This is a genomic window from Rhodococcus sp. ARC_M12, from assembly GCF_022810385.1.
Classification (GTDB): domain Bacteria; phylum Actinomycetota; class Actinomycetes; order Mycobacteriales; family Mycobacteriaceae; genus Rhodococcoides; species Rhodococcoides navarretei.
Genome location: NZ_JALGQI010000014.1, coordinates 116,790 through 135,384, shown reverse-complemented (window position 1 = coordinate 135,384; position 18,595 = coordinate 116,790). Strand labels below are relative to the sequence as shown.

Here is an 18,595-nt window from a genome sequence, read left to right as displayed (position 1 = left end):
TGCCCGGATCGAGGGCCTCGCCCTTCGATCGCATGGATTCACAGATCCAAGCCCGGAGCCGTCGCGAGCTCGACGAGTGAATCAGCCTCGATTCCGTCTCCAAAACTGAACTGCACGAGCGTGTTCGACGGCCGGAGCACGCTCAACCACTCGCTCGACTGCCCACCCATCGGAGTGTCGTCGGAACGACGGGTCACGACGGTGCCGTCGGGCAGAGTCAATCGGCTCACACCGGGGCTGTCCTGCGCGCCGGTATTGCGCCGCCCACTGGTGTCCCTGATCGATATCTCGATACTCAACTCCGTGGAACCGGTCGGTGTCGATACGTTCACGGTGGTGCACGCACTTCCGGTTCCGGACGACCCGAGAACCAGATCGCCGATGGGACGATCCGATTGCGTATCAGGAAATACGACTGCCCACTGGTCCGCCAGTGACGCACCGATGCGTTCGACCATATTTTTGGACAAAGGGAGCGTCGGATTCTCTCGGTACGAGCCACAGTCACGAGGCGGTGGCGGCGTCCCCTCGGGAACCTCTGCTGTGACGCGCAATTCGGGGTTCGAGACGATGCTTCGAACCTCGTCCACCTCCAGCGGGAGCAGCGAGTCGCTCCCTTCGTTCGACGTCCTCGCGTGTACGAGAGTGTCCGTGAAATACGCAACCGCAGTGCGGCGATGCGTCGCCCTTCCGTTGGAGTCCGACACCGCATCCAACGTGTCGACAACAGTGCCGTCGGGCAGGGTCGTTCGTTCGTCGACCCGCTCTTCGACGCACGGCGGAATCTCCCCGTCCCACTCTTCGACCGAAACTACGAGGGGCGCCAGCACATCTCCGCGACCGACGACGCCGGAGGCCGTACTGTCACCGCTGATGTCCTCGACCGTGACACCCTCCGCAATCTCGACGCCCTCGGGATAGATCTGCATCGGTTGGAACACCAAAGAATTCGACGGCGGAGCGAACTCCAATTCCACATCGGCGGGCAAGGATTCGATCAACGCAGTCGACAGTGCCGACGCCTTCGTTGCCGTAAGCCACGGGTAGTCAGGGTTATCGTACCGACCCCCGTAAGAACCGATCGAGAAAGAAAAGCCTTCCTCGGCAGGAAGAACGACGTCGCAGCCGGGTATGGGCCCGACGGTGGGCCGCTGACCTTCGAGGACTCCGGCAACCACGGTTCCGACGGACACGATAGCAACGACCACCGCGACGTCCATCCACACCCCACCGCGTCGCATATCGGTTCGCACACGTGGAGCTTAGCCTTCGGACAGGGACGTATCGGTCATCTGCGGCGTCAGCACTGCAGACACACTCGTGTGCGACGGGCCTCGTGAAGCATCCGGGAGAATCCCTTCGCTTGCGCACCCGCACGCGTTGGTGCAGGGTGGCTGGCGTGAGCAATGTATCCGGCTCGACCCCAGCACCAGTCCGCTTTCAGGGCGTACCGGTCAACGAGATTCCGGCCGTGGTGCCCTTGCGACTCGTACTCGCGCACACCGACACCATCGCGGTATGGCTCACCGGTGCATACGTTTACAGCCGTTGCGTGACGTTGTCGGTCGAAGCCGCGGTCCCGACCACCGATCGCTTCCTCGGTATGTACGGCTTCGGAAAGCCCGAATCCGGCAATACCCCGCCCATGCTGATCGGCTTCGAGGATGCGCAGGGCACTGTCTCCACCAATCTTCCCGGCCGACCCACAGGCCTGCAGGCGAACGGTGGCAACGGAAGTGGCATTCACGGGCGGATCGGTCTCGTGCTCACCGCTTTGCCTGCCCCGGGCCCGATGAGCGTCTACTTCGCGTGGCCGTACTTCGGAATAGGCGAAACGAAGTACACCATCGATGCCGGCGTATTCGCCGCTGCTGCAGCAGATGTGACCACTTTGTGGGACGATCCCGATCCCGAAACTGCAGCGCAGATCGACATGGACAACCGCGAGATTCCCGAGATCGACATTCCAGAAGGCGGTTGGTTCGCCGCTGCGGCCGAACGGCAGAAGAGACCACCGCGCGACCCCAACGCACCGAGGCGCATCAACTTCGCCCATGTCGACGATCGACCACTCTGACACAGAGCCCTGAACAGTCGAGTAGCGGCGCGGCCTTATCGAACGCCGATTTCTATGTTCGACGCAACGGAATGATGGTGCGAACCCGCTCGTCCCGAAGGTACAGCGCTCCCCACGCTGCGATACCCACATAGATCGCAAAGAACACGGTGCTCAGCAACGGCTTCTCGACGCGCCAGTTGGTCAATACCGCGCCGCCGAGATAGCCGGTGAGCACGATGGCACCCAGGATCGACGTCGCGGGAACGGCGTACAGAACCAAGATGACCAGCATGACGATCCCGGTGATCGGTGCCATCTCGTCGCGAAGGCCGAGGTCGACCGATGCATCCTTCACCACCTGCAGATTCAGAATATGGCTGATCGCGTCGAACAGGAGGAAGGCGATCACGAGGACCTGTAGAACGAGGCCGATCCGCTGGGCGGTCCTTCCCGGTGCGGCAGTGCGAGTGGTGGTCATGGCTGTCTCCTCGGTAGCGGTCGATGTCACGTCTTGGACCCGCGCCAACCGCAAAAGTCACCGCACGCGCCCAGTCAGTAAGGTCGAAGGATGACTGTGCGAGCGGGTGTGGTGGTCACGGGGACCGAGGTTCTGGCCGGTCGGGTCACCGACCGGAACGGCCCGTGGGTGGCTCAGCGACTTCTCGAGATGGGGGTCGACGTTGCCCACATCACCGTGTGCGGTGATCGGCCGGACGATCTGACTGCGCAGGTTCGGTTTCTGGCCGACCAACGCGTCGACTTGATCGTCACCACCGGGGGGTTGGGTCCGACCGCCGACGATCTCACCGTTCCGACCGTCGCCGCGCTGTACGGACGCGAATTGACGCTGGACGCCGAGCTCGAAGATCGGATCCACGCGATCGTGAAACGGTGGAGAAGCCGGATGAGTTCTACAGTCGACTCCGAACCCCTACGGGCCGGTATCCGAAAGCAGGCGATGGTTCCCCTAGGTGCGCAGTCTATTTCACCGACCGGAACCGCACCCGGGGTCGCGATACCGGCCGACGACTCCAGGTCACTGCCCGCCGTCCTCATCCTCCCCGGCCCGCCTCGCGAACTGCAGGCGATGTGGTCGGAGGCCCTCGACAGCGGGCCCGTCGCCGCAGTTCTCGCCCGCCGCACGCAGATGCGTCAGGACACCATTCGCGGCTATCGACTGTCCGAGGCCGACCTCGCCGCAACCCTGCGCACGGCCGAAAGCGAGATCGCGGGATTCGGCGACCTCGAGATCACCACCTGTCTGAGTCGCGGCGAGCTCGAGATGGTGACCCGCTACGCCGAATCGGCGCGAACGGCATACACGGATCTCGAACGTCTCATCGACAAAGAACATGGCACACAGGTCTTCTCGACCGACGGTTCCACCATCGACGATATCGTCGCGAACCGCCTCTCCGGGCATCGCATCGCCACGGCGGAATCGTGCACTGGAGGCATGATCGCCGCACGTCTCACCGACCGTGCAGGATCGTCGGCGTACGTCATCGGCGCGGTGGTGTCCTACGCCAACGAGGCGAAGACCGGCCTGCTCGACGTCCCAGCCGACGTCATCGATCGACACGGAGCCGTCAGCGAGCCGGTGGCCGCACTGATGGCCGAAGGCGCACTGAAGCGGCTGAACGTCGACATCGCGGTATCGACCAGCGGCGTCGCCGGACCGGGCGGCGGCACCGAGACCAAGCCGGTCGGGACCGTCTGCTTCGGTATCGCCGTCGCCGGCCACCCGACCGTCACGCGCACCCTTCATCTCCCCGGTGACCGGGCAAGTATGCGTGCACTGTCCACCACCGCGGCAATGCATATGCTCGCCGACGCGTTGGGGTCCGCACCCGGCGCAGTCGACGGATCCGACGCCTGAGGAAGCATTCAGCGCAATGCCGTCTAGTTAGGTTCGGCATTCCTTATATAGACTCCGTCGGTGCTCAGCGAGATGACCCACGTCGACCGCCCCGGTGTGCGCTTCGCGCGCGAACTCGGTCGCTTCGGCGACGAACAAGCTCTGATCACGGCCGACGAAACGCTCACCTACCGTGACCTCGACGAACGCGTCGAGCGTCGGGCTTCGGAACGACGCGTCGTCTCGTGATGATCGCCGGTTCCAACGACGTCGACGTGATCGTCACGTATCTGGCGGCGTTGCGGGCCGGGCATCCGGTGCTGATGGCTCCGGGCGACAGTTCCGGTCACGTCGACGGCCTGATCGACGCCTACCGGCCCGATGTGGTGGTGCGCACCGTCGCCGGTCGCACTCTCGTCGAGAAGGACAACCGACGACCCGAGCATCACCTGCACCCCGACCTCGCGTTGCTTCTCAGCACATCCGGCTCGACCGGTTCACCCAAGCTCGTCCGACTCTCGCACCGAAACGTGCAGTCCAACGCCGAGTCGATCGCGGAGTATCTCGGCATCCGCGCCACCGACCGAGCAGTGACGACGCTGCCCGTGCACTACTGCTACGGACTGTCGGTCGTGCACAGCCACCTCTTACGCGGTGCCGCGTTGATTCTGACCGATTCGTCCGTCACCGATCCCGAATTCTGGAACCTCGTGCGGACCCAGCGCGGAACCACGTTCGCCGGCGTGCCGTACACCTTCGATCTGCTCGACCGGATAGGTTTCGACGAGCTCGATCTGCCGGAGCTGCGCTACATCACGCAGGCCGGTGGCAAGATGCCGCCGGATCGCGTCCGGAAATACGCCGAGCTCGGTCGACGTCGGGGATGGGATCTGTTCGTCATGTACGGGCAGACCGAGGCAACCGCCCGAATGGCTTATCTGCCATCCGATCTGGCCACCACTCACCCGCACACCATCGGTCGTGCGATTCCAGGAGGATCCTTCCGACTGGAAAGTGTCGACGACTCCCCAGGTGGGACAGGCGAACTCGTCTACTCTGGGCCGAACGTCATGCTCGGTTACGCCGAGGGTCCCGACGACCTTCGCCTCGGTGACACCCTCGGCGGCGAACTGCACACCGGCGATCTCGCGCGGCTCACGGACGACGGATTCTACGAGGTGGTGGGCCGCCGAAGTCGATTCGCGAAGGTGTTCGGCCTGCGTATCGATCTGCAGCGCGTCGAGTCCGCGCTCGCTCAGCACGGGCTGACGGCGTGCTGCGCCGGGGGAACCGACGAGCTTGTCGTCGTCATGGAGAGCGGAGACATCGACGCAGTCCGCCGCACAGCCGCGCAGACCAGTGGCCTTCCCGTTGCAGCGGTACGGGTGTGTCTCGTCGACCAAGTGCCGCGAACACCCACCGGTAAACCCGATCTGCGAGCGGTTGCGGACATCGCCGCCCGGCACGATCTCGACCCGTCGGACACGGTCCCGACCACCGCCGATGTGAAGGCGATGTTCGCCGAGATCCTGCGCTGCTCACGGGTGGAGGATGACAGTACGTTCGTGAGCCTGGGCGGTGACTCGCTGTCGTACGTCCGTATGTCCCTGCGGCTGGAGGCCGTGCTCGGCCATCTGCCCGAGAACTGGCACACCACACCGGTGCAAGAATTCGATCGAGGTCCGCGCTCACGCCGCGGTTGGCACCGAGTGGAGACCAACGTTCTGCTGCGCGCCCTCGCGATCGTTGCGATCGTCGGCTCGCACATTCACCTGTTCGCGGTGCTCGGCGGCGCTCACGTTCTTCTCGGGATAGCCGGCTACAACTTCGCCCGCTTTCACCTCGGGGCAGCAGATCGCACCGAACGGACGCGACGTGTGCTCCGAAGCGTTGCCCGGATAGCCGTCCCCAGCATGGTGTGGATCGGGTTGGTCATCGCCCTCACCGGGGACTATCGAATCACCAGTGCATTTCTGCTCAACGGGATCCTCGGCCCCGACGGGTGGTCCGCGGAATGGCGGTACTGGTTTGTCGAGGCGATCGTGTACATCGTTCTCGCCGCTGCTGCTCTGCTTTTCGTGCCGTTTCTCGACCGTGTCGAGCGCTGTCACCCGTTCTGGTTCCCGATGGGACTCGTGGGCCTCGGACTCGTCACCCGCTACGGGCTGATAGACATCGACGACAGTCCCAACCGCATCCTGACCGCGTCGGTCGTCTTCTGGTTGTTCGCAGTGGGTTGGGCTGCGGCGCAGGCGAACACGGTCCGGCAGCGGCTGTGTGTGACGGCGGCCATCGTGGGTACGGTTCCCGGGTTCTTCTTCGGCGACACGCAACGAGAAGTCATCGTCACCATCGGTCTGTGCATGCTGGTATGGCTGTCGTCTATTGCGTTCCCCGCGTTGCTGAGCCGGGTGGCAGGAACGTTGGCGAGCGCCTCCCTCTTCATCTACCTGACCCACTTCCAGGTCTACCTGCCGCTGCGCGACGACCACCCGTGGTTGGCATTCGTCCTGTCGATCGTCGTCGGGATTCTGTACTGGCAGGCCGTCGAATTCGCACTTTCTCTCCGCAGTCGAATCATGACGCGATCGATGACAATCCGTTCCGCCCCCGGCGTGCCGTCCGACTTGTCAGACTCCCGACCACGAGAGCACAATTTGCCACCATGGCATTGATCTCGAAGGGCTTCGTGGGCCGCCGTCGCGGCGACGACGGGCGCACTCCCCCCGGTCAGTATCTGACCAAGGATTTTCCCGTCCTCGCAATCGGACCCGCGCCCGTGGTCGCGACCGACACGTGGTCGTTCTCGGTCACCACCGAACGGGGCGAGACTCGCAGCTGGACCTGGGACGAATTCGCGGCGCTGCCGCACGAAACCCCGACCGTCGACATCCACTGCGTCACCAAGTGGTCGAAGCTCGACACCACCTGGAAGGGCGTGAGCCTGGACGTTCTGCTCGACGGACTCGACACCGATGCCGGGTACGTCGTGGTGCACGGCTTCGACGGCTACACCACCAACCTTCCCCTCGAGGATCTCAGGGACGGGAAGTCCTGGCTGGTCACCGAGTTCGACGGCGCTCCCCTGACTCGCGAACACGGTGGCCCCGCACGGCTTCTCGTTCCGCATCTGTATTTCTGGAAATCGGCGAAGTGGATCTCACGCATCGAACTCACGCTGGAGAACGAACAGGGCTTCTGGGAGCGCGGCGGATACCACGATTACGGAGATCCGTGGCGCGAGCAGCGGTACCAGGGCGACTGACGTGTCCGTAACGGCCAGGGCGAAACCCTGGCTCGTGGCCACGGTGCAGACGGTGCGGCGAGAGACTCCCACCGCGTCCACCCTCGTTCTCGACGTCGACGGATGGCCCGGCCATCTTGCCGGGCAGCACGTGGACGTCAAGCTCACCGCCGAGGACGGCTACAGCGCGCAGCGAAGCTACTCTCTGGCGTCGGCACCCGACGGCACCTCGCGCATCGAGATCGCGGTCCAGAACGTCGCGGACGGCGAGGTGTCGCCGTACCTGGTCGAGTACGTCGAAGTCGGCGACCGCATCGAACTCCGCGGGCCGGTGGGTCGATGGTTCGTCTGGCGGCCGTCGCAGCCCTCCGAGACCCCGTCTCCCCCGATTCTGCTGGTGGGTGGCGGTTCCGGCATCGTGCCGCTCCGCGCGATGGTTCGGGCGCAGGCGTCCGCGACGGGCGGACGAGTGCCCTTCCGAGTCCTGTACTCCGTGCGCGAACCCGCCGAGGTCTACTTCGCGGACGAGTGGGCTCGCCCTCCGGCCGGCGTGGACGTCACCATGATTCACACGCGGCGTGCACCTGCCGGCAACGCGCGACCACTCGGCCGGATCACGTTGGACGACATCGATGCTCACGGATGGCCGGCGGAGTTCGAGCCGCGATGCTACATCTGCGGCCCCACGAGCTTCGTCGACACCGTGGCCGACATGTTGGTGAAGCGTGGCCACTCGGCAGCGAACATCCGAACGGAGCGTTTCGGACCGAGCTGAGGGTGCACTGGATCAGACGATGCCGCCGAGGAATTCGATCTTGAGGCGGCTGTAGTCGTCGGTCCACTCCGAATCCACCGAGATGAACGAATGGTCGAGTCTCGCCTCGTTCTTGCTGTACAGGTTGAGGTGATTGGCGACGCCTACTCTGTCCAGTCCGGCGCTCAGTTCCGCTGCCTGGTCGGGGAAGGTACCGGTGTTGCCATCGGAGATGAAGCTCGGTGGAAAGTCGGCTGTGACATTGTCGATGACGTTCGCCTGCGCCAGCAATGCTGTGTCGGTGGTGTCGAGGTAGCTTCGGGCGGCGACGTCGAAGAAGAAACCGTTCGACGGGCTCGGTGATTGCGGTGCGCCCGCTCTACCGACATCGAGGGCAGCACTCTCGAACACGATCGCCTTCAGGGCACTTCGGTCCATGGTGGGTTCGATGCCCAGTGCTCGTGCGTAATCGGAGTTGGTCTGCACAGTGGCGTAGTTGCCGACGATGTGGCCTCCCGCACTGGTTCCGGCGAGCACGACGCGACTCATGTCGAGTCCGTAGCGGTCGGCGTTCGTTTCCAGGAACTGCATGGCCTGGCCCAGTTGGATTGTCTGGGTGGGAAACCGGTACTGCGGCGCGAACGCATAGTTCACCGACACCACGTTGTAGCCGGCGTCGAGCATGGGGCCGGCCCATGATGCGCCGTCGGAATCTGCGCTGGGAGCACCATCCGTTTTGTCCCCGACGATCCAGCCACCGCCGTGCACCGTGACGTACGTGGGCCGACCGACAGATGGATCGTCGTCGGCGATGTAGATGTCGAGAAACGAATTCGGAAGCGTCGAGCCGTATTCGACGTCGTTGGTGAGTCGTGCACCGTCGACTACCGTCGTCGTGGTCTGCGTGTCGGGCTCGAAGGAATTGCTCTGCCCCAACGCATGCAGCGATCGAACCAGCGGTGCCGGATCTGCCGCCATGCCGACGACCGCGGCGGAGCCCACCAACGCAATCGCCGCAGCGAGGCCGGCGGGGATGGCGGTGGCCGCCCGACGAGTGGAGGCCGCCGAACGGCCCGTCCACGCCGATGCAAGCAGAAAGAAGCCGAGCGCTATCGACGCAACCAAGGCCGTGACCCACAGTGCGTGCATACCCGTCACCAGCCAGGCCACCTGAGTGACGACGGCAACGGCCCCGAGCGAAGTCCCCACGGCTACATGCTTACCGGCATTCGACGAGACAAGGTACATCGCCACCACCGCAACGGCGATGAGCCACAGTCCCACCACGAGCTGCTGACGGATGAGAAGAAACTCGAGCCATGCGAGTCCGACGCTGACGCCGCCGGTCAGTGCGAGCGCAGTCGTCGTCACTCTCGTGCGCTGAACGCCGCCGATCTCGACGCCTTCCTTTACGATCACTCCCCCACTACTCCGCAGACGTGTGACGTCGTCTGTGCAGTTCGCGAACAGCGTCGCTGAACTCGGCCACCGGCCCTTCCACGACGATCCCCGGAACGATCTGCTGAATCGGTGACGGCGTGATCGCAAGAGGTGCTGCGCCGAATTCTTCGAGCCACGTGAGCAATTGAGCCGTCGACGTGGCATAGACGATGCGGCCGAGTCCGACTATGCCGTGGCTTGCAGAGCACATCACGCAGTGTTCACCGGAGGTGTAGACCGTCGCCGATCGACGCTGATCGGGGTTCAGGTTGGTCGCGGCCCACCGAGACAGTGCGATCTCGGGGTGCTGTGTGGGATCGTTCAGGTCGCCGACCCTGTTCCTGTCCTCGGCCAGCAGCTCGCCGCTGTCCGACACCAGAACCGAGCCGAACGGATCGTTGCCCGTGCGCGCCGCCTCTGCCGCCAACTCCACAGCACGGGCCAGGAATGAACGGTCACTCGAAGAGATACTCACTAGGCACCGGTGCCGACGATCGAAGTTTTCACGCTTCGACCGTACCGTCTCGAAACACACCGCACGCCGGCCCAGCAGTACGGCACCGCGGCTGGGGGTCGGCTGGGCTGCGGTCGCACCACGCGCGGAGTTGCCAGCCGCGCGGTCCAACAAGATTCCGCACGTCGGCGATCTGCCGGTCTGGGCGGCCTGGTGCTTCCGCGTGAAAGCCGGCCATCGCAAACGCGCTATCGGGCGGTATCCCACGGGTCATAATGCGAAAAGATCAGCGCCGCTGAGGTAGTGCGGCGTCGCCCCTTCCTGGCCTACCTCCGCAGTGTCACCCGTCCCCGAACGTCCGTCAGTGTCTGTGCACCCATCAGCTGCATCGTCCGAGTCGCCTCCGACCGAAAGATTTCCAGGGCGGTGGTGACGCCACGCTGCCCGCCGGCCATGAGTCCGTACAGATACGCACGCCCCACCATCCCGGCTGTGGCCCCTAACCCCACTGCGGCGATCAGATCGGCACCGGTCGTGATGCCGGTGTCGACGTACACCTCGGTATCTGATCCGACGGCATCGACGACCTGCGGTAGCAGTTCGAGAGGGGTCGGGGCGCGGTCGAGCTGACGACCTCCGTGATTGGACACCACCAGCGCATCCGCACCGGCATCGACGACGATCCGGGCGTCGTCGATGTCCTGAATCCCTTTGACCACAAGCTTTCCCGGCCCTTCGGAGCGCAGCCATTCGAGATCGGCCACACTCAGAGAGGGATCGAACATACTTTTCACCAGTTCGCCGACGGTGCCTTCGAAGGACGTCAGATTCGCGAACTCCAGCGGTTCGGTGGTCAGCAGATTCATCCACCAACTCGGGTGCCGCGTCATGTCGGCCAGGGTGCGCAGGTTGAGGGTCGGCGGGATCGTCATTCCATTGCGGACATCGCGCAGGCGGTTACCGGGAACGGGTGTGTCCACGGTCAGAACCAAGACGTCGACCCCGGCCTGGACTGCTCGTTCGACGAGGTCCTTACTGGCCGACCTGTCCTTCCACAGATACAGCTGAAACCACGTGGCACCGGTCGGTGCCGTTCTCGTCACGTCCTCGATCGTCGCGGTACCCATGGTCGACAGCGCGTACGGCACACCCGCTGTTGCCGCTGCTCTCGCCACCGCTGTTTCACCTTCGTGTTGCATCATTCTGGTGAATCCGGTGGGGGCGAGGATCAACGGGAGGGACGCTGTCCTGCCGAGAATCGAGGTCGACGTGTCGACGGAGCTCACGTCTCGCAGCACATGTGGTCTGAACTCGACTCTGTCGTACCCCTCGCGCGCACGTTCGATGCCGATCTCCCCCTCGGCACCACCGGAGACGTACTCGAACACCGACTTCGGGGTACGCCGACGAGCAATCTCGGCGAGATCACCGATGGTGTGTGCGCGCGAAAGACGTCGTTCGACAGGATCGTGCTCCATCGCGCGCACTTTGAGGAACGGCGCCACCTCGCGCCAACGAGGCAGCCTCCGATGCGTCCGCGATCCGTTCGGGTCGACGGGGTCGGACATCGACTCGCCTCTCGCTTTCATTCTTGTCAGGCCACCGACACGGCGGGGTCGGCGAGATCCGGGCGAATACGCCGGAGTACGTCCATCCGGAGTGAGCCGAACAGGCCCGAACTCTTGGTACTCAACTGATCTCGTGCATCCGGCAGTGGCACCGGAACGGTAGCCGTCACCGATGCCGGTGATCCACCGAGAACGATGACCTTGTTGGACATGTACACCGCTTCGTCGACGTCGTGGGTGACGATGATGACCGTCATTCCGAACTCGCGTTGCACCTTCATCGTCAGGTCTTCGAGATCGGCGCGGGTCTGGGCGTCGACGGATGCGAACGGCTCGTCCATCAACAGCACACGTGGCTCGAACGCGAGCGCCCGTGCGATGGCGGCCCGTTGCTGCATTCCGCCGGACATCTCCCAGGGATAGTAGTCACCGCGACCTGCCAGTCCGACCGATTCGAGGGCGGATTCGGCGCGTCGACGCCGCTCTGCCTTCCCTGTCGTGCGGCGCAACGGAAGTTCCACGTTTTCCCTGACGCGCATCCACGGCAGCAACGAGCGGCCGTAGTCCTGGAACACAACGGCCAGATCCGCCGGTGGCCCGTCGACCGTTCTTCCGTTGATCGACACCTCACCGCTCGCCGACGTAAGCCCGGCAACAGCACGAAGCAGGGTGGATTTGCCGGTCCCGGAATGGCCTACGATGCAGACCAATTCACGTTCGTCGATGGTGAAGTCGACATTTTCGAGCACGGGCCCGGGTGCACCGGAGTAGGTCTTGCAAAGTCCACGAACGGCCACTGCGGGCGTGGGTAGGTTGTTCATTGTGCTGCCGTCGTTTCCAGTCGTAGACGATGCCACCGAAGGGTCCTTCTCTCCACTAGAGCGAACAATAGGTTGAGTCCATAGCCCAGCAGGCCGAGCATGATGAGTCCTGCCCACATGTCCGTCATCGCATATGTGCGCTGCGATTGCAGGACGAAGTAGCCGATGCCTTCGGACGACGCGAACAGCTCGCTGCCCACCATTGCCACGACTGCAACGGCGACGCTGGTTCGCATTCCCGCGATGATCTGCGGTGTGGCGGAACGAAGGAACACGCGCATGCTCGAATCCCAGACGCCGACGCGATAACTCCGTGTGACGTCGCGTACCAGAGGGTCGACGGCGCGCACCCCGTCGACGGTGTTGAGCAACGTAGGCCACATGCAGGCGAAGGCGATGATGGCCACCTTCTGCACGACGTCCGTGCCGAGCAGCACGATCGTCAGCGGTATGAGGGCGATAACCGGTGTGGCCCGGATGAACTCGAGTGTCGGAGACAGCGCACGATGTGTCTGCGGCATCGAGCCCAAGGCAAGTCCGAACAGAATCCCGATCGTGACGCCCAGGACGAACCCGAGCCCGAAGTTTCGGAGGCTGGGCACCACGTGCACGACGAAGGCATCGGAGAACCACAGGTCAGCGAAACGCGTCATGATCTCGTCGAGCGACGGGAAGTAGAACGACGAACTGTTGCTCGACGCGAACCACCACACCCCGACGAGAAGAATCGGCAGCCAGGCCTCGACGGCAAGGGAACGAATGCGGGTCACGACGGGATCCTCTGCGACGGGTGCCAGCGGCACAGCCTGCGTTCGACCGCCGCGAACAGATACAGCACGGCGACACCCATCAGGGCGGTCACCAGAGTCAACGCGAACACATCGACCATCTGCGCGTTCATCTGAGCCTGCGCAAGCGTCTTGCCGATACCGGGTACCGAGGCCAGTAGCTCGATGCCGATCGCCAGGAGCATCGCCATGACCGCGGCGATACGAAAGCCGGTGGCCACGAACGGAGTAGCGGACGGCACGATCACGAAGCGGATGACCTGGAACTTGGTCAGGCGATAGGACCGAGCCGCTTCGAGCGCGGCACCGTCGACGTCACGGACCCCGTACATCGTCTGGAGCAGGATCGGCCAGACGCAGGCAGCCACCACCACCGTCAGTTCCGTCTGACGGGTGGTTCCGTAGATGAGCGCGACGAGGGGAATGATTCCCAACGTCGGAATGGACCGAAGAAATTCGATGATGAATCGGCAACTGCGGTAGGCGAAGTCGCTCGTGCCGAGCAGAATTCCCACCGGTACGGCGATGATCGTCGAGTACAGCAGGCCCAGTGCCCACCCGGTCATGGTCGACGCGATATCGGTCCAGAACGACGACGTCGTCGCCATCTCGAGTACTCGGCCGACCACCGGAACGGGCCCGGGGATCGTGTCGGCGGCGAACAGGCCCGACGACGACAGGGCGGTCCAGCCGAGTATCAGCACGATGGGTGCGATTGCCTTCGTCGCTGCGGCGGGCATCGCCGTTCGCACGCGGAACGTCGGCACGGTGCGCAGCGCCGCGACGGTCATCGGGTGAGCCCACTGACGTCGGCCGAGGAATCGAGAGCGCCGTTCTCGCGGAGAATGTTGGTAATCTCGTCGATTCCCGTTGCGTCGACGCGGCTTTCGAGTGCCGGGTACCCGGTGTCACCGACGGTGTCGGCAGGGGTGCCGAAATGTTGGACCATGGCGGCGCGCATGTCGTCGGGGTGCGAGTCCGCGTACTCCACTGCCTCGTCGAGCGCTGTCCGAAACTTGTCGACCACCTCGGGGTTGGTCTCGACATAGTCGCGGGTCCCGGTGACCACGACTCGTGGCGCGGGGCCGAAGACCTGCTCGATGGGGTCGCCAAGGGGTGCCTCGAATTGTCCCGTCTTCAACAGGAGACTGGCGAAGGGATCACCGATCAGAGCGGCGTCGATTCGATCCGCGGTGATCGATTCGCCCATGGCGGAGAACGGAACCTCGATGATCGACACCCCGCTGCCATCACCGCCTGCTTGGTCGACGACGCCTCGGACCCCGTACTCGGATGCCGATGCCAGCAGGTTCACCCCTACCGTCTTGCCTTCCAGATCGGCAGCGGTGCGAATAGGACTCCCGGCCTCGACGAGCAGGGTGGAGCCGGTGCGTCCGTCCGGGCCGGCCTGGAACGTGGAGACGCCGCCGACCACGGCGAGGGGGATTCCCTTGCCCGCCGCCATCACGACGCCGGGTCCGGTGTTGGGGTTCATGTCGACCTGACCGCTGAGGAGACCACCGACCAGGTCCGCCGGCGTGATGTCGACGAGTTCGATGTTCAGTCCGTTGCGTTCGAAGATCCCCTGGTCGACACCCAGCAAAACTGCTGCGTAGTCCGACAGTTGAACGTTGCCCAGACGGACGGTGGTCAGTCCGTTCTCCGACGCCGCCGGAGCGCTCTGCGTTCCGCCGCATGCGGTCGTGGTCAGCGCCAGCAGAATTCCCGCCGTCGCAGCAATCGATCGCGTTCGGACATGTCGGCGCTGAGGAATCATCTTCGATCACCTTCGGTTGGTCGGACCAGCACTGCCTGCTGCAGCGTCGAAAACTGACGATAGTGACGGAGACCACACCGCGATACAGAGGAACCATCCATATTTCTACGTGCGCAGTGGGTGTCCAATCCATGCCCTCCGGAGCCGGCTTCCCATACTGTCGGCATCATGACCATCGATCGAGTAGCGGTATCCGGCGGAGACGTCGTCGTCGAAACACACACCGGCAGCAGTGAGCCCGTCCTCGTGGTGCACGGAGTGTCCAGCCAACGCATGTTGTGGGGTTGGCTGCGGGCGGAGTCGCCGCACCTGACACTCCTCGCACCGGATCTGCGCGGTAGAGGTGACAGCGTGGGCGTCGCGGGAGCGTCCTCGTTGGGTCGACACGCGGACGACCTGGCCACTGTCTTGGATGCCCTCGGTCTCGACTCCGTGCACGTGTGCGGAATGTCCATGGGCGGGTTCGTGGCAGTCGAGTTCGCAGCCCGGTATCCATCTCGAGTGAAGAGTCTCGTTCTCGTCGACGGGGGCGTGCCGGTGGCACCGCCGGCCGGCCTCACCCGGGAGTCGGTCGGGGCCGTGTTCGCAGACAGGATCGCTCGAACTCAGCAGCACTTCGAGACCGTCGTCGAATACGTCGACTTCTTGGTATCGACGTCGCTGCCGCTACTCGACCCAGCCGATCCACTCCTCCGGGCGTACGCCGAACACGATCTGGTCGACGGCTCGGTGCGGCTGTCGACCGATGCGGTCGTCTCCGACGCCGAGGATGTGTTCTTCGGCGAGTCGCGGTTCCGAGAACTGACGATGCCGATTCGATTCCTGCACGCGCAGTGGAGCGTTGGGGAGAACTCGGCACCGATGTACTCGTCCGAGGACATCGATGCGCTCGACCTGACGTCCATCACCCCGATGATGGGACTCGATCATGCCGGCACGATCATGACGTCGTCCGGTGCCGCTGCGGTGGGAGCAACAATCGACGAGGCGCTGCGGGTCGGTTGATCCAGCCCTGTCGCAGTCGCAAAGCGATACACGACCACCTCGCCGACGTGCTCGAGGCGATCGCGCCCCTCGAGCACTGATTTCCCACCCCGTGGAGGCCTGAATGTTCGAAACGGAGTGCAGGATTGCGCTTTAGTAGCCACTTCGTCGTATGCGCCTCGAGTGGATTCCGGACACAATCGAGGTGCTATCGGCCGAAACCGATGTACCGCAATCAAAGGAGCTCGACAGTGCCCACCCTCGAACGCGACGTCGCTATCGTCGGGGCCGGCCCTTCCGGCCTGGCCGCAGCAACCGAACTACGCAAGGCGGGGCTGACCGTCGCGGTTCTCGAGGCACGCGACCGCGTCGGTGGGCGCACGTGGACGAACACCATCGACGGCGCGAGCCTCGAAATCGGCGGTCAGTGGGTCTCGCCCGATCAGGAGTCACTGATCGCGTTGATAGACGAACTCGGCCTCGAAACGTTCGACCGGTACCGCGAGGGCCAGTCCGTCTACATCTCCGCCGCGGGCGAGCGGACCCGCTACTCGGGTGACTCGTTCCCCGTCGACGAGACCACAGAGAAGGAAATGGACCGACTCGTCGCGCTGCTCGACGACTTGGCCGCCCAGGTCGGCCCCGAAGAGCCGTGGGCGCACCCACTCGCGCGTGAACTGGACACGATCTCGTTCGAGCAGTGGCTGATTCGTGAGTCCGACGATCCCGAAGCACGAGGCAACATCGGCATGTTCATCGCCGGTGGCATGTTGACCAAACCCGCGCACGCGTTCTCGGCTCTGCAAGCAGTGCTGATGGCCGCATCGGCAGGTTCGTTCTCCCACCTGGTGGACGAGAACTTCATCCTCGACAAGCGCGTCGTCGGTGGCATGCAGCAGGTGTCGATCCGCATGGCGGCCGCCCTCGGAGAAGACATCTTCCTCGACGCACCGGTGCGTACGGTGCGGTGGAACCCCGACGGCGCAACGGTATTCGCCGACGGCGACATCGAGGTACAGGCCAAACGCGTCGTTCTCGCCGTTCCGCCGAACCTGTACTCGCGCATCTCCTACGACCCGCCGCTTCCGCGTCGCCAGCATCAGATGCACCAGCATCAGTCGCTGGGACTGGTGATCAAGGTTCACGCCGTCTACGACACCCCGTTCTGGCGCGAGGACGGGCTGTCGGGAACCGGCTTCGGTGCCTCCGAGATCGTGCAGGAGGTGTACGACAACACCAATCATCAGGACAGCCGCGGAACACTGGTCGGCTTCGTGTCCGACGCCAAGGCCGACGCGATGTTCGAACTCGACGAGCAGGATCGCCGTACGAAAATTCTCGAATCCATCGCGCACTACCTGGGGCCCAAGGCGACCGAGCCGGTCGTCTACTACGAGTCGGACTGGGGTTCGGAAGAATGGACCCGCGGGGCGTACGCGGCCAGCTTCGACCTCGGCGGACTGCACCGGTACGGCAAGGACAGCCGCACTCCTGTCGGCCCGATTCACTTCTCCTGCTCCGACATTGCCGCGGAGGGCTACCAACACGTCGACGGCGCAGTTCGTATGGGCCATCGCACCGCGGCGGACATCGTGTCGAGAATCGGCGGATAGCGCCGAACACCAGGTCGCTCGCCTCCCGACAGAGACTGCAACGAGCACACCCTCCACCTACAACCGAGGACACACATGCGCATTGTCACAGAACACAATTCGCCCGCCTCTGCGGCCACGACGTTCGGGAGGCAGTGATGCAGTGGACGATGCCGGCGGAAGATATCCGACACGAACGGACCTGGATGGCCTATCCGCGCGAGGGGTATTCGCTCGGTGAGACGCCCGAGGAGCAGCACGAGGCTCGCACCACGTGGGCCGAGGTCGCGCAGGCGGTCGCACGATTCGAACCGGTCACCGTCGTCGTCGACCCCGCCGAAAGTGCGGTCGCACGCTCATACCTCTCGTCCGAGACCGCGTACCCGATCGACATCCTCGAGGCTCCGTTGAACGACGCCTGGATGCGCGACATCGGGCCCACGTTCGTGCTGTCCGAGGACGGCCGTCTCGGCGGCGTCGACTGGGTGTTCAACGGCTGGGGTGCGCAGGATTGGGCGCGTTGGGACAAGGACTCGAAGATCGGCGCGCTCGTCGTCGAGAAGTCCGGTGCCGAGATGATCGATTCACCGATCGTCAACGAGGGCGGCGGTATTCAGGTGGACGGGCTGGGAACAGTTCTCGTCACCGAGACGGTACAACTCGATCCCGGTCGCAATCCCACGCTGTCCAAGGCCGATATCGAGGCCGAACTGGCCCGCACGATCGGTGCCACCACGGTGATCTGGCTTCCCCGAGGCCTCACCCGTGACGCGGAGGAGTTCGGAACCCGAGGCCACGTCGACATCGTCGCTGCCATCCCCTCGCCCGGCGTCGTTCTGGTGCACGACCAACGCAACCCCGAACACCCCGATCACGAGGTCAGCAAGACCGTGTTCGAGATCTTCGAGAACAGCACCGACGCACGCGGCGAGAGGTGGACCATCGTCAAAGTTCCCGCACCGGAGATTCTCCGCGACGCGGAGGGCTTCGTCGACTACAGCTACATCAATCACTACGTCGTCAACGACGGTGTGATCGCCTGTAGCTACGGCGATCCCGCGGACGACGAGGCTGCTGCAATTCTCTCTGCGGCATACCCGGGTCGCAGCGTCGTCACCGTCGACGCTCGGCCGCTCTTCGCCCGCGGAGGCGGAATTCACTGCATCACACAGAATCAGCCACAGGCTCGGACGGACTGAGCGGACGCGGGAGCAGGTATCGAATACTGCTCCCGCAACTCGTTCTTGCGAATCTTG

Annotated in this window: 16 protein-coding genes and 1 pseudogene; 8 read left to right on the top strand and 9 right to left on the bottom strand. The window is 64.1% G+C overall.

Annotated features, from left to right (window positions below; all coding sequences use genetic code 11):
• Window positions 1-38 precede the first annotated feature (38 nt).
• Window positions 39-1,253 (bottom strand): hypothetical protein, encoded by a 1,215-nt coding sequence (locus MTX35_RS18250; protein ID WP_243596325.1) that lies wholly within the window; start codon window positions 1,251-1,253, stop codon window positions 39-41.
• A gap of 146 nt (window positions 1,254-1,399) precedes the next feature.
• Between MTX35_RS18250 and MTX35_RS18245 the strand changes: the two genes are divergently transcribed.
• Window positions 1,400-2,077, top strand: a complete 678-nt coding sequence (locus tag MTX35_RS18245; RefSeq protein WP_243596324.1) for a hypothetical protein — start codon at window positions 1,400-1,402, stop codon at window positions 2,075-2,077.
• Between the two features lie 52 nt (window positions 2,078-2,129).
• On the opposite strand, the gene MTX35_RS18240 is transcribed toward MTX35_RS18245, so the two are convergent.
• A complete protein-coding gene (locus MTX35_RS18240; protein WP_243596323.1) occupies window positions 2,130-2,537 on the bottom strand; it encodes a DoxX family protein in 408 nt (135 codons plus the stop codon).
• A gap of 90 nt (window positions 2,538-2,627) precedes the next feature.
• Here MTX35_RS18240 and MTX35_RS18235 point away from each other — a divergent pair, with 90 nt between their 5' ends.
• The 4 genes and pseudogenes from MTX35_RS18235 to MTX35_RS26065 all read left to right on the top strand — a co-directional run bounded on the left by MTX35_RS18235 (window position 2,628) and on the right by MTX35_RS26065 (window position 7,936).
• Window positions 2,628-3,938, top strand: coding sequence for a competence/damage-inducible protein A (locus MTX35_RS18235; RefSeq protein ID WP_243596322.1), 1,311 nt, complete (start codon window positions 2,628-2,630; stop codon window positions 3,936-3,938).
• A 72-nt stretch (window positions 3,939-4,010) separates the two neighbouring features.
• Window positions 4,011-6,592, top strand: a pseudogene (locus MTX35_RS18230) (AMP-binding protein).
• Entirely contained in the window at window positions 6,583-7,182 is a 600-nt protein-coding gene (locus MTX35_RS18225) for a sulfite oxidase-like oxidoreductase (RefSeq protein ID WP_243596321.1), read from the top strand. The pseudogene MTX35_RS18230 and the gene MTX35_RS18225 overlap by 10 nt, the downstream one beginning before the upstream one ends.
• A gap of 1 nt (window position 7,183) precedes the next feature.
• Window positions 7,184-7,936, top strand: coding sequence for a ferredoxin reductase (locus MTX35_RS26065; RefSeq protein WP_243596320.1), 753 nt, complete (start codon window positions 7,184-7,186; stop codon window positions 7,934-7,936).
• Between the two features lie 12 nt (window positions 7,937-7,948).
• Here the strand turns inward: MTX35_RS26065 and MTX35_RS18215 are convergent, their stop codons facing one another.
• The 7 genes from MTX35_RS18215 to MTX35_RS18180 form a co-directional block, all read right to left on the bottom strand.
• On the bottom strand, window positions 7,949-9,334 hold the full coding sequence (locus tag MTX35_RS18215) for an alpha/beta hydrolase (RefSeq protein ID WP_243596319.1): 1,386 nt from the start codon (window positions 9,332-9,334) through the stop codon (window positions 7,949-7,951).
• Between the two features lie 7 nt (window positions 9,335-9,341).
• Entirely contained in the window at window positions 9,342-9,830 is a 489-nt protein-coding gene (locus tag MTX35_RS18210) for a nucleoside deaminase (protein ID WP_243596318.1), read from the bottom strand.
• Window positions 9,831-10,135: 305 nt separating this feature from the next.
• Window positions 10,136-11,287: an alpha-hydroxy acid oxidase gene (locus MTX35_RS18200; RefSeq protein ID WP_243596317.1), complete on the bottom strand. Its 1,152-nt coding sequence runs from the start codon at window positions 11,285-11,287 to the stop codon at window positions 10,136-10,138.
• Between the two features lie 116 nt (window positions 11,288-11,403).
• A complete protein-coding gene (locus MTX35_RS18195) occupies window positions 11,404-12,198 on the bottom strand; it encodes an ABC transporter ATP-binding protein (RefSeq protein ID WP_243596316.1) in 795 nt (264 codons plus the stop codon).
• Window positions 12,195-12,968 (bottom strand): ABC transporter permease, encoded by a 774-nt coding sequence (locus tag MTX35_RS18190; RefSeq protein WP_243596315.1) that lies wholly within the window; start codon window positions 12,966-12,968, stop codon window positions 12,195-12,197. The genes MTX35_RS18195 and MTX35_RS18190 overlap by 4 nt, the downstream gene beginning before the upstream one ends.
• A complete protein-coding gene (locus MTX35_RS18185; protein ID WP_243596314.1) occupies window positions 12,965-13,777 on the bottom strand; it encodes an ABC transporter permease in 813 nt (270 codons plus the stop codon). Before MTX35_RS18185 ends, MTX35_RS18190 begins: the two co-directional genes overlap by 4 nt.
• A complete protein-coding gene (locus MTX35_RS18180; RefSeq protein WP_243596313.1) occupies window positions 13,774-14,763 on the bottom strand; it encodes an ABC transporter substrate-binding protein in 990 nt (329 codons plus the stop codon). The genes MTX35_RS18185 and MTX35_RS18180 overlap by 4 nt, the downstream gene beginning before the upstream one ends.
• Window positions 14,764-14,931: 168 nt before the next feature.
• Between MTX35_RS18180 and MTX35_RS18175 the strand changes: the two genes are divergently transcribed.
• From MTX35_RS18175 to MTX35_RS18165, 3 genes are all read left to right on the top strand, one after another.
• Entirely contained in the window at window positions 14,932-15,768 is an 837-nt protein-coding gene (locus MTX35_RS18175) for an alpha/beta fold hydrolase (RefSeq protein WP_243596312.1), read from the top strand.
• A gap of 203 nt (window positions 15,769-15,971) precedes the next feature.
• Window positions 15,972-17,360: an NAD(P)/FAD-dependent oxidoreductase gene (locus MTX35_RS18170; RefSeq protein ID WP_243596311.1), complete on the top strand. Its 1,389-nt coding sequence runs from the start codon at window positions 15,972-15,974 to the stop codon at window positions 17,358-17,360.
• 137 nt (window positions 17,361-17,497) lie between these two features.
• Complete coding sequence (locus MTX35_RS18165) at window positions 17,498-18,538, top strand: agmatine/peptidylarginine deiminase (RefSeq protein ID WP_243596310.1); 1,041 nt, start codon at window positions 17,498-17,500, stop codon at window positions 18,536-18,538.
• Window positions 18,539-18,595: the final 57 nt, after the last annotated feature.

Coding starts and splice junctions, on each gene's coding strand:
- MTX35_RS18240 (WP_243596323.1), bottom strand. CDS start 2,537: ATGACCACCACTCGCACTGCCGCACCGGGAAGGACCGCCCAGCGGATC.
- MTX35_RS18235 (WP_243596322.1), top strand. CDS start 2,628: ATGACTGTGCGAGCGGGTGTGGTGGTCACGGGGACCGAGGTTCTGGCC.
- MTX35_RS18225 (WP_243596321.1), top strand. CDS start 6,583: ATGGCATTGATCTCGAAGGGCTTCGTGGGCCGCCGTCGCGGCGACGAC.
- MTX35_RS18200 (WP_243596317.1), bottom strand. CDS start 11,287: ATGGAGCACGATCCTGTCGAACGACGTCTTTCGCGCGCACACACCATC.
- MTX35_RS18195 (WP_243596316.1), bottom strand. CDS start 12,198: ATGAACAACCTACCCACGCCCGCAGTGGCCGTTCGTGGACTTTGCAAG.
- MTX35_RS18185 (WP_243596314.1), bottom strand. CDS start 13,777: ATGACCGTCGCGGCGCTGCGCACCGTGCCGACGTTCCGCGTGCGAACG.
- MTX35_RS18180 (WP_243596313.1), bottom strand. CDS start 14,763: ATGATTCCTCAGCGCCGACATGTCCGAACGCGATCGATTGCTGCGACG.
- MTX35_RS18175 (WP_243596312.1), top strand. CDS start 14,932: ATGACCATCGATCGAGTAGCGGTATCCGGCGGAGACGTCGTCGTCGAA.
- MTX35_RS18170 (WP_243596311.1), top strand. CDS start 15,972: ATGTACCGCAATCAAAGGAGCTCGACAGTGCCCACCCTCGAACGCGAC.
- MTX35_RS18165 (WP_243596310.1), top strand. CDS start 17,498: ATGCAGTGGACGATGCCGGCGGAAGATATCCGACACGAACGGACCTGG.